The organism is Umezakia ovalisporum Ak1311, assembly GCF_029891685.1.
Classification (GTDB): domain Bacteria; phylum Cyanobacteriota; class Cyanobacteriia; order Cyanobacteriales; family Nostocaceae; genus Umezakia; species Umezakia ovalisporum.
The window spans coordinates 15,072-30,172 of sequence record NZ_JANQDJ010000061.1 but is presented as its reverse complement, the minus strand read 5'-3'; the positions used below and the strand labels follow the sequence as shown (position 1 = coordinate 30,172).

Below are 15,101 nucleotides of genomic sequence, written 5' to 3'. Positions count from 1 at the left end.
AACGCGTTATGTTAGTTGTTTATTAAGTAAAAAATCTATGTATTCAAAATCTTCTAAAGAATCTATTTCGTGACTTTGTTCTTCCCTCATGACAAACAAAGAAACTTTGCCCCCCAATCGGTTATTTAATTCTTTTAATACCCACGGTTTAAAAATGTAAATTGAACCATTTTCCATATATTGGGGGTTCATATCTTGGCGACGCTGGCGGTGGCGATAGTCATAGTTAATAGATTGACCTACACCATTGACATGATGCCAGAGAAAGCGATGACTGGGGGAGACAGAAACCAGAGAGTCGGCGTTTTCATTCTGGAGTTGCTCAATGGCGCGGTCAATGTCAATACCATTACGCAAGGGTGAGGTACACTGTAGAAATACAATTAGTTCCGGGTTAACACCTGTTTTTTCAATTTCAGTTACAGCATGGATAAGAGCAGATTCCGAAGATGCTGTATCTGTAGCCAGTTCTACAGGGCGTTGAATAATTTCTGCTCCATAGCTGCGGGATACAGAGGCAATTTCTGGGTCGTCGGTGGTGACGTAGATGCGATCGACTAGATGGGCTGCTTGTGCATCTAGGATAGAATGGGCGATGAGTGGTTTACCTGCAAGGAGGCGCAGGTTTTTGCCAGGAACGCCTTTGGAACCGCCACGTGCGGGGATGATGACTATTGACACTTCTTTAGACTCATACTTATGAGATGAGATCCTGAATAACCTCAAAGTAGTATTGGGTTTTTTCTTTGCAATCCTGACTAAACACTTTTAATCTCTCTCTAATTTCCATTTCGTTGGAAAGAGTTACCTCTAAATCAAATAATAACTCATTGATTTTATATGGCAGTTCTTCAATTTTGTAAAAGCTACTTGAAAGATTAGCCATACTGTGCAATGCACGAGTTTTATGACTATCAGTGCCGAATAACACAGAGGGGGTTCCCGATAAAGTAGCCAGAATAGAAGCGTGCCATCTGCCAGATATGAAGGCCTTAGAATGAGCAAGAATTGCTCCAAGCTCTTCAAAAGTCGTATTTCCAACTGTAATTCTGAAAATTCCCAATTCTTCACACAGTTCCTGAAGTACTTTAGAACATATTGGCGCACCTCCATCAACAACCACAACTTGACCGTAACGATGTTTGACTTCGCCAATAATTTGCTTATAAAAATTTTCAATTGACCAATCTACATATCCTGAAGATGCAGAATCACCTATACAAACATATGGTTTATCAAAATCAATTACGCCAGCATCCTTGAATCTATTAATTAGAGATGGATTCACAGTGTAGTTAAACAAAGCATCCGGAATATATCTCGCGTTTGAGAAGCCTATATTTTCTAAAACTTCTAAAGAGAAAGGATCACGAACAAGCACATGCTTACATAAAGGATATATACGCCTAATCATCTCTCTGGGCTCTTCTTGATCAGGATCAACTATGTGATTAACGATAGCACAAGGCTTATTAAAATACTTGGCTGCAAGATATATCAAAAAAAGAATATACCTTGCCCCTATCCGATAATCTCCTCCCTTGTTGTGAATATTATTTACAATATTACCCTCACCATTAACATAAACAGCATCGCAGCGTTGTAATAGTTGGTACTCAAAGTGCATAATATCACCATTCATTACCATCCTTGCTGCGCTATCAAAATCTTCAAACTTAGTAGGAATAGGTGTTGCTTTAACTGCGGGTAATTTTGATTTTTTAACTTTACTCCGTATAAACTGTATCCCATTCCTTAGAAATGGAATTTTTATTAAATTATTTTTTAGATGAGAACGAATAGAAGATTGTCTATGTTCATGTACGACCTCTTCTGCATATAATGGTTGGATTTTAGGCATACTATAAACCCCATAACCACTTCTAGGAGAAAGTCCTTTAAATGAACGTTGGTCAATTATGGAAAGATTTTGCTCTCCAACACTTTGTTTGGCAATTGCTATTAAAGATGTTGAAGTAGCGATGGCGCCAAAATTTTGGCCTGGTCTATAGTCGCCAATTAGAAGGAGGTTACGAGAAATATTTCTGTTTGAGTCAAAATTTCCTATCATTATATATACCTTTTTATATTTTTAAGTAATTGTTTAGCATAAGTTTTAAAGAGGTTGATTATCCGCTTGGGTCTTCCTCTGAAGAAATCACGAATAGCCATCGCCTTTAAATATTCACTTTCGTACTTAGACATTCGCTGTTTAAAAATATTAAAATCATCCTTATTGAGAGCTTCCTGAAAAGCCAAATGACTAAAAGAAGACATCTTCATCCTAACGACATATAAATTAGACTCCAAAATCCTACTTGCGAGTTCAGAAACTTCCACTCTTTTACGAGGAACCCATTTACCATTTCTCTTTTTTTCGGCAAGACGAATGGATAACCCATCACGGCGATGACGAAAACTACCTGATTGAGAAGCAATTAGATCTTCAAGACTAAGCTCATTTAAGACAATTTTGTTTGATATAACAGCATGTGTGAGAATTACATTTAACCTCTCATTGCGAACAACTATTATATTTGTTCCTCTCCAATCTTTATCATATTGATCTATCCAGGCATCCCCAAAAACAATGTCTGCTGTTTCTGCTAACACATCATCACAGAAATCACACGCATGATATTTAAAGAAACCGTATCCCCAATTAGTTCCATAAAGATTGCGAGCAAAAGCTTGCTTCATTTCAGGATCATACTTTCCTTTGGCTTCAACACCATAGTTATGGGCATCATCACATTCTATCTTTTTTCTAAAGTCGAATAATTCTGTGTTTTCAGGAGGAATTCCCAGTTGCCAAGCCATCATATCGAGATAGAAAGCACTTTTCAAATGGCCACATACTAAACCTACAGTAGTTGTGATACGCTCCCTAAAAATATAATCTACGTTTGACAATAAACGAATTGCTTTGATAAAACAAGGCAATCCTACTACTGCATAACGTCCAGGTGTTTCTCTAATTAATTCGAGAGTTTCAGAATACGAAACTGGGTAGTAACGAGATTTGGAACCAAGTCTTATTTCTTCTTGACTTTGAGAAACAGCAAAATTAAATAGAGGTTTTTCACCATTAGAATTATTGGGTTTTACATGAATAACATAATCCACTTCATTATTTCTTAGGAGTTCACAGAGAAACCAAGAAACCATACCTCCAGAACTACCATTGCTACGAAAATTATCTTCTTCTACCCAGCCAGCGTAAGAATAACTATAACGTCCTGCCTTTGAATCAATAATTGCACTTTTAGGAAAAAGTTCCTGGGAAATTTCAGTTTCATTATGTCCCTTGTCTGTGAAAGGGCACACGTAATCAATTTTTTGGAAAACTTCTGTTTTTTGGTTTGCAAAAGAAACATTCAATTTTGCATTATACATTCCAAGTTCATTTAAAGAAACTTGAACACTCCCATTACTTACCGCCGAACAGACACCACATCCAATACAATATCCTCCAGAAATGACTGATTCTATCTCGCTTTGATAATTACTTTTATCTTTTTCTTTCATTTATCTTTGATGCTGCAATGCACATATATTAATCTGAATCAGAACCAACAGAAAACTAGTCTTGTTCGTTTAGTTCATTTTCTTGCACCCCATTAGCTAATTTTTTGTCAACAACCCTTGATTAAGAATAAAGTTTTTTTGACATAATCCACCAGCAACTCTGAACCAGAAATACAAAATTAAATTTGTATTCAGTCTAAATATTTTCAACAAGTTCCCACTCTCTTGATTGAAAATATAGATTCCTTTCGCAAGGCTGATTGGATGTAACTGAAAATAAAAAAGTTTCCACATAATCAAGTACTTGAAGACTGCCAGTTTTACAAACTACTTGAGCATAATACTGACCTGGCTTCAATCCAATATAAGGCATTTTCATGCGAAACTCATAATTGCCTGGTTTAGCAGAAAAGGAGATTTTATCATTGTAGCTACTTAAAAGTAATATTTTTTCATTTTCTCCCCCAGCACTATTAATTACAACATAAAGAGAAACGTGTTGTAATTCTTTATAAATTTTGCAAGCAACACAAAAAGATGTAAATTTACCGCTCTCGGGATAATCAATAATATTATTTTTAAAGTCTCTAAAAAAAATAGAAACTATATCTAAGCTAGTTGACCCTTCTCTAAGTCTAGAATTTCTCACAAATCTTGTAGGTGAGCTTTGAAAAATAAGTCCATGCAAGTCTTGTTCATAACGAGACATGACCTTACTTACATCGCCCTGGCATATCAAGTTTCCCCTCAATAAATATACAGCAGACCTACAAACATTCAAAATAGACTGAGACGAATGGCTTACCATGACAACAGAAGTTCCCTGATCTTGTAGTTTTTTGAGGCGAGTGTTGCACTTACCTCTAAACCTAATATCCCCAACTGACAAGACTTCATCAATTAACAGAATATCTGGCTCCGTATGAATTGCACAAGCAAACCCCAACCTAGCCGCCATCCCGGAACTATAACTCTGCACTGGTGCATCAATGGCTTCCCCAATCTCGGCAAACTCTACCACATCCTCAAACCGCTCATCAATCTCTTCTTTGGAAAGCCCCAAAATCGACATATTCACATAAACATTCTCTCGCCCCGTCAAAATAGGATTAAACCCAGCCCCCAAAGCAATTAAAGGTGCAACCCGCCCCTTAATCTCCACGGAACCATGATCCGGCTTAATCAAGCCACTAATAATCCTGAGCATGGTTGTTTTCCCCGCACCATTCGCCCCCACTAATCCCAACGCCTCGCCCCGGCGCAGTTCAAAGCTAACATCATTGAGCGCCCAAAACTCACCTTTGCGTAACTCTACATCTTTACGTCGAGCGCCAAAGACCTCACCAGCTATATCTTGTATGCCATAAAATAGGGACTTCTTTAAATCCCGACAAAACCGCTTAGATACATTCTTCACCGACAAAACCACTTCGTCATCTTGTGGTTGTTTAAAAGTGTCTTCATGAGATGTCAGCACAGTCATAGCTAGAATAGTGAGGTTAACTACAAATATAAACAGTAAACAGTGAATAAATTTACGAACTCATCCGTTCTACAACAAAGGGTATTGCCAAGCGATACAAAATCCAAGCTACTAGTAATAACCCAAAAGCCAAACCACTAACTACCCAAAAACCACCCGGGTTACTCACCAACCCGTTGGTAGCCAAATCCCTTGTAGTCACCAGCAAAGGTGTCACCGGGTTCAAATTAACAATATTAGCAATCATTCCTTCTTTGGGAGCCGGATAAACCACAGGAGTTAACAACAACCAAGGAGACACAATTAAGGGTATAGCTTTGGATACATCTCCATACAAAGCACCAAGAGGAGCCAAGAACAACCCAATGGCCGTACCCAACATTACTAAATGAATCAAAGCCACTGGCGCAAGTAATACACTCCAAGTTACAGGAATCTGGAACCAAATAAACAAACCCACAATCAAAATTAGCTTAATGCCAAAATTAAAAAAAACTTCCCCTAACTTAGCTAATATAATCGCTTCTTTTGGAAAGTTAATTTTTGCCAACATCGGTTTAGCTGTACCCACAGCTGCAATGGGTCCATTCAATGATTCCACAAAAGTCTGCCACAGTGCCATGCTAAACATCACATAAGCCGGATAGGGAATATCTGTTTCTCCTATATTTACTGCTCCAGCACTTTTAGCTACCAGCAACCCCGCAGCTGTAATAATTGGTGGTAAAAATGCCCACAACACCCCAAACAGAGATTGTCGATATTGAGCGCTAATATCTCTAACCAATAATCGCCATGCTAATTCTCTAGAACCCAGCAAATCCAGCCCCATGTCCCGAAATAATTGCAAAGGATGACGAATGCGGCTCTCTGATGTGTATACAACTTGGTTAGAAAATGTACTGGTTTTTTTCACACTAAAGTTACCTCAATAAACTGATTTTAACTAAATTAAAATTAAATTTTTTGGTTAAATTTCTTGGTTAATTTTTTTTTGGATTTTCAGTATATTAGGGTTCAAATTCAAATGAACTCAGCAGAACATTTGCTGTTAACATAATTAATCTTTGATTTGAGGCAAATAAGGGCATTTTGTTTCACTCCACTACAACACACACAGCAGCATTCACAGGCAATAAAAGGAATTAAGGCTATGAAAACTCAGCTGTTTGGCATTGGTGCGCGTAAACTCCCCCACAGAAGGATTACCATGGGGGTCAATGACACCGGTTACCTGTTGCCATAGTTCCCTAGGTGCTAAGGTAATGTTATATGTGCCATCATCACACTGACGCACATAATACCAACTTTTTTGCTCACAATGCTGACACCAAAAAGCCTCCAACCATTCCCCTTGTATAGGGACAGCTGTGTAATTAGCTATTAATAATGATGCAGTCCGGCGACTTAAGCCTCTTTGCTGTAACTGCCCTGGTTTATCAGCGAAAAGTTTATATTTCTGACTGACACTATCCAGATAACAGCCATGAATAGGACAATATATCGCCCTGCGTTTAGAACGTTTTCGATTTCGGTCACACCTTCTTTGCAATTCGACCCCCTAATGTAAATAAGATAGGCAGGTTACGTTTGGAGGGACTGAGATCAATCAGACCATCGAAGCCCAACTCCTAACAAATATCACGCTATTTCCTTCCAGGAAGCATTTATTATTCCCTAATGCTTTACTTTTTAATTAAAGTGTGATTTGGGATTTTTAGATAGATTAGCGACCTTATGTTCTTTGACATTGGATCATTGATTAGTCAACTTGTAAGTTTACATTATTTGTGTCCACTTATCATGAGTAACTTATACCATATGACAGATACCCTTGACACAAAAATTTATGTGAACTATCAATTAACTTGTCTAACTCCTCTGGGGGTTTAGAAATATTAACTATCTTCCATATTCAAAGCCTGACGGAAAACCTCAAGGTATTGTTGGGAGATAATCTCAGGTGTAAAGTGAGTTTGGAGATATTGACGAGCCGCTTTACCCATTTGTTGCCCTAGTTGTTGGTTACTCTGTAGTAAGCGGATAAATTCCGCCAATCCATGACCATCACCATGATTAAATGCTGCACCACACTGAGCTTCGCCAATTAGTTGTCTTAAGCTAGAGTAGGGTGAACAAACTACCGCTAAGGGTCTACCGGCGGCTAATGCTGAGTATAGCTTGCTGGGTAGAACTAAACTTTCGCTGGATGGGTTAACACTTACCAAAGACAAATCGCTAGCTGTGAGAGAATAGGGTAAGTCTTTTTTATCTTGATAAGGTAAAAATGTAAAGTTATTTAGCCCTAATTGATTGACCTTGGCAATTAATTCTTCACGCCTCGCTCCCCCACCAATACACACAAACTGTACCGACTCATTTTGTAGTTCAATGGCGGCTTTTAATAAGGTATCAATGTCATGACATCTACCCATATTGCCAGAGTAAAGCACAGTGAATTTGTTGACTAAGTTGTGCTTCCAAGCAAACCAGTTTTCTTTTTTAGCAATGGGGACTATTAATTCTGGGTTAGCCCAGCTATGAATTACAGAAACTTTATGACCCACTTGGGGACAGTATTCTAAAACCCGTTGTTTCATTTCAGGACTCAGAACCACAATACCTTTAGCATTAAGCCAAACACGCTGATTTACTGCCTGCCAAAGTTTTGCTACCCAGTGATTCTTGGAAACTATACCCAGGGAAATCACAATATCTGGGTATAAATCATATATTATACAGACATAGGGTAATTTGAAAAGGAGATTAGTAAAGTAAGCTACAATGGGTAAAAACGGTGGGGCTGTAGTCACCAGTAATAAATTACTGCGCCGAGAAGCTTTTACTAAATATACGAAACTACGTAATGTATATAAAATACCATTAATTAACTTGCCACGAATTCTGCCTGGAAAAAGTTGAGCACTACGTGAGCGCTGAATTTTAATTTTATCAACACTTTCTAAATATGGAGCCTTGCTTAAGCTAAAGGCGTATCCAGGCTGACTGGTAAATACTTCAATACTTACTCCTTCTTTCTCCAACTGTTTGACAAGTTCTTCAATCAATTGTCCTGTGGCAGCATAGTCTGGAGGAAAAAACTGTGTGACTACCGACAACTTTATTGACTGCTGAACTTTGTGATTCTCACCATGTTTGTATTCACCTGGTGATTCCATAGATGGCGACACTATTTTCTGACTAGTCCAGTTGTTGAGTTTCATTGACAATCATATTCTAGATTTAACAAAGCTTCTTAGTGATACCACTAAATGAATCCCACAATCAATGGATGAATTGTATCTTGGGAAAAATGTAGACGTGAAAATAACATTTGATATTTTACTATAAGATGCTCATCTACGTAAGTCTTGGGTATCATCACTTAAAATATCTTGAAACCTTTGAGAATAAGGGAAAAAATTACGTAATTTTACCAGGGGAACCCATTAGCTCAACCATAGATGATGAGGCGTTGATGATTTATGCTTAGTAATAGTTATGGTCAGTTTTGAAAGTTAGAAAAGAGGATCCTAGATTGTTGCCAAGGTCTGAGAAGTCTTTAAAGCGCAAATAAAGAAAAGTTTCTAAATCTAAAAAAGGTTCATGTAATCTTTGTAAAGCTATTAGGAAATTAGCTAAAAAAAAACCTCAAGGTAAGTAGACAGTGTAAAGATTTTGCAGTTAAGACTGCAAGATCCCTTGTGCAGTGAAAAGACTTGGTAGTTTATGAACACTTGTAGGTAGGAAATATTGTTAGAAACCACCATTTAGCTAGATCTATCAGGGATGCATCGTGGTGGTTGTTCACCGATTGGTTAGAGTAATATTCCTAAGTTTTTGATACTTGGGCCATGGTAGTTGCACCACAGTATACATCTCAAGATTGTGCTGTTTGTGGAACACGGGTTAAAAAGTCGTTGTCTACTCCTACTCACAAATGCTATTCTTGCGGAACAATTATGCACCGTGACTACAATGCAGCGATTATGATTTTGAACAACGGACTAAAAAGTCTAGCAAATGCTGAAGGAGAAGAAGGACTTATTTGGTCAGGGAGAGAATATCTTTCTTCCGCAGGAAACTGTTTTGATAACCTAAAAATTGTCATGGCTGCATTAAACGCTTTTTGATACATAACTAAATATTCATGGGTTTTAATTCTTCCTTGTCCACTTTCATTCCTTGTGTCCCAAGTCCGGCCCTATTACAACTATCTATGTAAAAAAAACTACCCCTGTAAGGTGGGAGCGTCAATAAATTGTTTTGTTTGATCAATTTTTCCATCACTTAAGGTGTAACTGTGAAAACAGAATGTTATACTGAGTAGTTGTTACTTTATGCTTAAAAGCTAATGTATAAACAATGTCATAAACAACACTTAAGTATTTAACAACAAGGGTTGAATTGATTTGATGTTGAATTTAACTGATTTAATTAAGTGAGCTTGTCCATCTGGGAACCTAGAGCAATTTTTTTGCAAAAAATATCAATAGACCACTGCCACATCGAAATTCCATCATCACATTTAAAATATATGAATAATCAAGCATCCAATAATTTCAGGAACGAACATAGTAACAACTCCATCACTCCATTTTTTCCATATCAAAATACCTTGGGGAATGACGGTGAAAGGGATGAATGGAACCCTAAAGAACTTTTGGATTTGTTAAGGCGCAGAGCGCTAGTCATAATTGGGGTGTCTACAACTGTGATGCTGGGTGTAGCTATCAACTTAATTTTAAACCCCAAGCCAGTTAAATATGAAAGCAGTTTTCAAATGCTAGTTGAACCTGAAAATCACTCTAATCAAGTAGTTGATATTCTCGAAGACTTTAACCCTTTATCTAATAAATCTGCTTTAGATACTTTAGATTATGAAAGTCAAATTCTAGTTCTCAAAAGTCCTGAACTGGTTAGTAAAAGTATTAATAAGTTAAAAGATTTTTATCCAGAGATTGACTACGAATATTTGATGAATGGTTTGGCAATTGTTCGTTTAGGTGAAACCAAGATTTTAGAAATCAGGTATCGTAGTGAAGATCCATTGGAATCGAAAGCAGTATTAGAGCAAATTGCTCGAGACTATTTGCAATACAGCCTAGAGAAACGGCAAACAAGGATAAATCTAGGATTGCAATACATTAACAGAGAAATACCAGTTTTACAAGGTCGAGTAGATCAAATTCAGAAGGAATTCCAACTTTTCCAACAAAGGTATAATTTTATCACCCCAGAATTACTCTCCCAGCAAGTTGATGGACGCACAGCTACATTAGTTGAAAGACAGCAAGAACTTGGGCGACAGATAGCACAAGCTCGTGTCAATTTGGATTTCGTACAAAGTGAAGAAGGCACTAGAACAGTGCTGGAAAGCTATCCTGTGTATCAGGAGTTGAATAATGAGTTGCGTCAATTGAATCTTGAAATTGCCAAGACATCAACTCTTTTACAAGATGACAACCCCAGGATGATCACATTAAGGGAAAGACGAGACAAACTTGTCCCAATAATACAGGAAGAATCGGAGCGATATATACTAACCAAGCGGGCAGAAGCAGTGTCTGCACTGCGGTCCTTACAGGTTAATATGGAGGAACTGCAAAAAAGCCAGCAAATCTTGGCATTACAACATCAGCAATTACCAGATCTCCTCCGACAATATACTGAAATACAGCGGAAATTAAAAATTGCCACTGAAAGTCTAATTCGTTTTTTATCTACTCGTGAAAGTTTACAAATTCAAAATTCCCAGGCAGAAATAGGTTGGCAATTAATTCAACTACCCGATCTGCCAGAACAGCCTGTGGTCTCCTCAACTTTGATTCGAGATATTATTCTGGGAGCAGCCGGGAGTATCTTTTTGGGTATTGCTGCAGCATCCCTGGTGGAAAAGCTTGATCACACCTATCACAATGCCTGGAACCTCAAAGAAAGGGTAAAACTTCCTTTATTAGGTAATATTCCCTTCAAAAAGGAACTGACAACTCTTAAACCAGAAGATGAACCAGAAGATGAGATGTTTGTTTTGTCAGACCCATCTCCTAAAACTACCACCCAGACGGCTACTATACGGAAACCTCGTTATTACGGTTATTCGACTAATTTTTTAGAAGCCATACGGGTGCTTTACACCAATATTCAGTTGTTAAACTCTGATTCTCAGATCCGCTCTATTAGTGTTACTTCTGCTATGCCTGGTGATGGCAAATCCACAATTGCTTTTCATTTAGCTGAAATAGCCACAGCTATGGGCAAGCGAGTATTACTGGTAGATGCAGATATGCGTAGGGCTTCTATTCATAATTTATCAAAGTTAGATAATCTGTGGGGATTGAGTAGTTTAATTACTTCAAATCTCCCCGTGGAGCAAGTAGTGAAAGAACTACCTTCTATGAAGGGATTATCTATAATTACTGCCGGTCCCACCCCCCCTGACTGTGCCAAGTTGCTGTCATCTGCAAAAATGAAGCGACTGATGGCAGATTTGCATAAGGAATTTGACTTGGTTATTTATGATCTTCCTCCTGTAGTTGGACTGGCTGATGCTAGTTTGATTGCTCCCGAAACAGATGGCCTTTTGATGATAGCAAGGATAGAGAAAACAGACCGTTCTGTGTTTGAGAGAGCATTAGCTGATTTGAAACAAGCTCCTATTAATATTTTAGGAGTAGTTGCTAATGGACAAAAAGCTAATGTCACTGATTACTATTACTACACACCAAATTAAGGTTACAAGTAGCTTCCCGATTTTTTTGAGTAGTGGGAGAAATGAACATCAGTTGAGCCTTTTGGCCAGAATAGCTTGGGAAATCAGCAAATAATAACTTGGGGATCATGGTAACAGCTCAAATAGGGATTATTGGTGGTAGTGGTCTATACAAAATGGCAGACCTTCAGGATGTGGAGGAGGTAAAAATTTCCACTCCTTTTGGTTCACCTTCTGATGCTTTGATTTTGGGAACACTGTCAGGGACACGAGTAGCATTTTTAGCCAGGCACGGTCGTCATCATACTCTATTACCTTCTGAGTTGCCTTTTCGCGCAAATATCTATGCGATGAAGCAGCTTGGTGTGGAATATTTAATTTCGGCTAGTGCTGTGGGCTCTTTAAAGGCGGAGGCTAAACCACTGGATATGGTTATACCAGATCAGTTTATTGACAGAACCAAAAATCGAATTTCGACGTTTTTCGGTGAAGGAATTGTGGCTCACATTGCCTTCGGTGAACCTATTTGTCAAAATTTAGCTGGGGTGTTAGCAGATGCCATTGCATCTCTCAATTTACCAGATGTGACGCTGCATCGTGGTGGCACCTATGTGTGCATGGAAGGTCCGGCATTTTCCACCAAGGCGGAATCCCATCTTTATCGTAGCTGGGATGCAACGGTGATTGGGATGACGAATTTACCAGAGGCGAAGTTAGCCAGAGAAGCGGAAATTGCCTATGCAACTTTAGCCTTGGTAACAGATTATGATTGCTGGCATCCGGATCATGATAGTGTGACGGTAGAAATGGTGGTTGATAATTTGCAGCACAATGCAGTTAATGCCCAAAAAGTAATTCAAGAAACTGTGCGACGTTTGAGGGAAAACCCACCTGTTAGTCATGCTCATTCAGCGTTGAAGTATGGGATTTTAACTCAGTTAGATCAAGTGCCTGTGGCGACTAAGGAAAAGTTAGGGTTATTGTTGCAAAAATATTTAAGATAGAGGAACAAGACTTAGATCCCCCATTGGTATTAAGGTTCGGGGATCATTTTATTTACCTAAAAACGACAATGCTCTCACCACACCAAAACCGTTAGCCGGGAAGAATATCAAGCTACTTGAAAGTCAAAATTGAAACTAGCCCAATTTTTGACATCTAATACATAAGAGTCAGTGGGTGTACTGTTGATATCAAATTTGACTGCACTGGCATTATGCAAGTCTTGCAACAATAGTTGGGCAATTTCTAAAGGTTTAAATAATATTCCGAAGGGTCTTTGCTCTGTAATGGGATACTTGGATTTTTCTAAGTATCCTAAAGTTTCGTTAAAGGGGGCAGTGCTGAAAATGATTTGGTGTTCGCATTCATAAGCTGGCCCTGGTATCATCCATTCAGAAGCAGCTACACTTTTTGGTAAAAACAGGGTTTCACCTGGGGAAATAACCACTTGTTGGAATAAGGGTTGGGAGGTAAAAAGGGTAGATTCTTCAGGGGATTGCCAAGGATAAAAGGCGATGGGGGTGTCCCAAAAAAATGTTGAACCGTTTTTTAAACCTACCAGCATGAGATAAATGGGGACATGGCTCTTGTTCTCCACCCTGTACTGCATCCCACTGGCAATGGGTACAATGGGATTACTGAGGGCTGTGAGGGGTGATGTTGTGGTTAGATTTTGGGTGCTGAGACTGCGGGTTGTTTCCCGTTGCATGATGACCCGTGGTGACAATTTGTTGATAATCTCAAGGGAGGCTTTGACTGGTAAAAGGGAAGAACCTTCATTTTCTGTGAGTCGCCATAACTTTGCTGCTAGGAGGGTTGGTAGTTTGGGCGCTAGTCTTTGCACTGCTAGCTTGACTGCTTCCCCTGGTTCCCCGATGGTGTTGGGGATCAGTTTTCCACTTAGGGTAAATAATCCATAGCGACTGGGGGTTTCTACTAGTTTGCCAAATACGCAATCTGCTGGTTGTTCTCCGGCAAGGACTGTGGAAATATAGTTGATGGCTGCGAAGGCACTTGTGGCATCTACGCGCTCGATTCTTTCTAATCCAGTATCTAAGGCTATTATTAAGTTGGGGGTGCGAGGTAGTGCCCGAATGGCTTCTTGGAATGGTTCCCCTATTTGTGGAGAAGTTTCTGGTTTGATTTTGGAGATTTGCGCTTTTACTGTTAATCCGTTGCGGGTTTGGGGGGAGCGCAGTGGGGCTGGGGATTGCAAGATTAATTGCTCTCCTGTTAATAGATTAAATCGGGAGTTGCTTCCATAGTTTTCTAGTACTTGTGGGGGTAGTCCTGGTAAAAATAGTTGGGCTGTTTTACCATCATCCTCTATGGCTGTAATAATTCCTTCGGCTCCAAGGGTGGGGTTTGATAGAAGTAAGTTGTTTAGGGTTAATTCTTGTGGATTTTTCTGGCTGGTGAGCAATGCTGGTTGTTGATTGCTTCCCAGGTTGTGCATATGGCTTGTGATGTGGGCTAGGCTGATTTGAATTGTGGTTGGTGGTGCGGTTTGCCATAGGTATTGGGTTAGGGTGTAGGTGAATAGTCCTGCGCTAAAGGCGGAGAACAGTATTTCCCGGGCCAGTTGTTGAGGGTCTGAGGTGGCTGTTAGGATGATGCTATGATTGGGGTTTGGGTTTTGGGTTTTAAGTTGTTGTAGGATTTCTAGTTCTTCTATTGCTATTTGTGTTTGTGGTGGTTCTGGGTGGACACGAATTCGCCATCCTCCGGGTTGTGGTTTGGTGGGGGGATGATAACTGGTGTCTAATACGCCAATTACTCGGTCTGTGGGTAGCGATCGCAGTAATAGCTGTAGGGTTTCTTCTAATACATAGTTGACTATTTCATCTTTTTGTGATTCTAGGGGTTCCTGGGCGGGAACTAAGGCGTTTTGGACTGTATCAATGAATCTTCCGGTTTTGATGCGGGTGCCATAGCCACTAAAGTGGAATATTGCTACGTCATCAGTTTTAACTTGCTTTCTTAGGTGTTCGACAAAGGCTGTTTCAATGGTTTTCCTGGTGGCTTGTTGGTCTGTTAAGGTCAGGATATCTGAAGGTTGGAAGCCAAAGCGATGAATTAGGAGTTCTGTTTGCAGTTCTACATCGGTGAGACAACCGCTTAAGGGTAGAGTTTTTTGGTATTGATTGATGCCAATGAGTAGCGCTAGTTTACGGGTACTGGGTTGTGCTAGGGCTTGGGAGTAGCGATGGCTTAAGGTTAACCATTGAGCTTGAGTAATACCTAGGAGGGTGAGTATTGAACCAATTTGTTGTAAAAAAGTCCGACGCTTCATAATTAGCCATCAGTCCTCAGCTTGTTAGCTATTAGCTTATAGGGCTGAGGTCTGTAGTGTAAAGTTAAGGTTTATACTGTTTT

At 39.2% G+C, this 15,101-nt stretch carries 11 protein-coding genes; 3 read left to right on the top strand and 8 right to left on the bottom strand.

Annotated features, from left to right (window positions below; all coding sequences use genetic code 11):
* Positions 1-6 precede the first annotated feature (6 nt).
* The 7 genes from NWP25_RS11260 to NWP25_RS11230 form a co-directional block, all read right to left on the bottom strand.
* Positions 7-681, bottom strand: a complete 675-nt coding sequence (locus tag NWP25_RS11260; protein ID WP_280649878.1) for an acylneuraminate cytidylyltransferase family protein — start codon at positions 679-681, stop codon at positions 7-9.
* Between the two features lie 16 nt (positions 682-697).
* Entirely contained in the window at positions 698-2,071 is a 1,374-nt protein-coding gene (locus tag NWP25_RS11255; RefSeq protein ID WP_280649879.1) for a polysaccharide pyruvyl transferase family protein, read from the bottom strand.
* Positions 2,071-3,528, bottom strand: a complete 1,458-nt coding sequence (locus NWP25_RS11250) for a Coenzyme F420 hydrogenase/dehydrogenase, beta subunit C-terminal domain (protein WP_280699415.1) — start codon at positions 3,526-3,528, stop codon at positions 2,071-2,073. The genes NWP25_RS11255 and NWP25_RS11250 overlap by 1 nt, the downstream gene beginning before the upstream one ends.
* Positions 3,529-3,724: 196 nt before the next feature.
* Positions 3,725-5,011 (bottom strand): ABC transporter ATP-binding protein, encoded by a 1,287-nt coding sequence (locus NWP25_RS11245; protein ID WP_280699412.1) that lies wholly within the window; start codon positions 5,009-5,011, stop codon positions 3,725-3,727.
* A gap of 52 nt (positions 5,012-5,063) precedes the next feature.
* Positions 5,064-5,927: an ABC transporter permease gene (locus tag NWP25_RS11240; protein ID WP_280649882.1), complete on the bottom strand. Its 864-nt coding sequence runs from the start codon at positions 5,925-5,927 to the stop codon at positions 5,064-5,066.
* 210 nt (positions 5,928-6,137) lie between these two features.
* Entirely contained in the window at positions 6,138-6,563 is a 426-nt protein-coding gene (locus NWP25_RS11235; protein ID WP_280699410.1) for a hypothetical protein, read from the bottom strand.
* Between the two features lie 346 nt (positions 6,564-6,909).
* Positions 6,910-8,235, bottom strand: coding sequence for a glycosyltransferase family 4 protein (locus NWP25_RS11230; protein WP_280649884.1), 1,326 nt, complete (start codon positions 8,233-8,235; stop codon positions 6,910-6,912).
* Between the two features lie 630 nt (positions 8,236-8,865).
* Between NWP25_RS11230 and NWP25_RS18840 the strand changes: the two genes are divergently transcribed.
* The 3 genes from NWP25_RS18840 (at position 8,866) to NWP25_RS11210 (ending at position 12,727) form a co-directional block, all read left to right on the top strand.
* Entirely contained in the window at positions 8,866-9,144 is a 279-nt protein-coding gene (locus tag NWP25_RS18840) for a zinc ribbon domain-containing protein (protein ID WP_455685179.1), read from the top strand.
* A 404-nt stretch (positions 9,145-9,548) separates the two neighbouring features.
* The gene (locus NWP25_RS11215; protein ID WP_280699408.1) at positions 9,549-11,744 is read left to right on the top strand and encodes a GumC family protein; all 2,196 of its coding nucleotides are present in this window, start codon (positions 9,549-9,551) and stop codon (positions 11,742-11,744) included.
* A gap of 107 nt (positions 11,745-11,851) precedes the next feature.
* A complete protein-coding gene (locus NWP25_RS11210; RefSeq protein ID WP_280657367.1) occupies positions 11,852-12,727 on the top strand; it encodes an S-methyl-5'-thioadenosine phosphorylase in 876 nt (291 codons plus the stop codon).
* Between the two features lie 107 nt (positions 12,728-12,834).
* On the opposite strand, the gene NWP25_RS11205 is transcribed toward NWP25_RS11210, so the two are convergent.
* Positions 12,835-15,018 carry a caspase family protein gene (locus NWP25_RS11205; RefSeq protein ID WP_280699406.1) on the bottom strand — a complete coding sequence of 728 codons (2,184 nt, stop codon included), beginning with the start codon at positions 15,016-15,018 and terminating at the stop codon, positions 12,835-12,837.
* Positions 15,019-15,101 lie beyond the last annotated feature (83 nt).

Coding starts and splice junctions, on each gene's coding strand:
- NWP25_RS11230 (WP_280649884.1), bottom strand. CDS start 8,235: ATGAAACTCAACAACTGGACTAGTCAGAAAATAGTGTCGCCATCTATG.
- NWP25_RS11245 (WP_280699412.1), bottom strand. CDS start 5,011: ATGACTGTGCTGACATCTCATGAAGACACTTTTAAACAACCACAAGAT.
- NWP25_RS11255 (WP_280649879.1), bottom strand. CDS start 2,071: ATGATAGGAAATTTTGACTCAAACAGAAATATTTCTCGTAACCTCCTT.
- NWP25_RS18840 (WP_455685179.1), top strand. CDS start 8,866: ATGGTAGTTGCACCACAGTATACATCTCAAGATTGTGCTGTTTGTGGA.
- NWP25_RS11250 (WP_280699415.1), bottom strand. CDS start 3,528: ATGAAAGAAAAAGATAAAAGTAATTATCAAAGCGAGATAGAATCAGTC.
- NWP25_RS11210 (WP_280657367.1), top strand. CDS start 11,852: ATGGTAACAGCTCAAATAGGGATTATTGGTGGTAGTGGTCTATACAAA.
- NWP25_RS11215 (WP_280699408.1), top strand. CDS start 9,549: ATGAATAATCAAGCATCCAATAATTTCAGGAACGAACATAGTAACAAC.
- NWP25_RS11205 (WP_280699406.1), bottom strand. CDS start 15,018: ATGAAGCGTCGGACTTTTTTACAACAAATTGGTTCAATACTCACCCTC.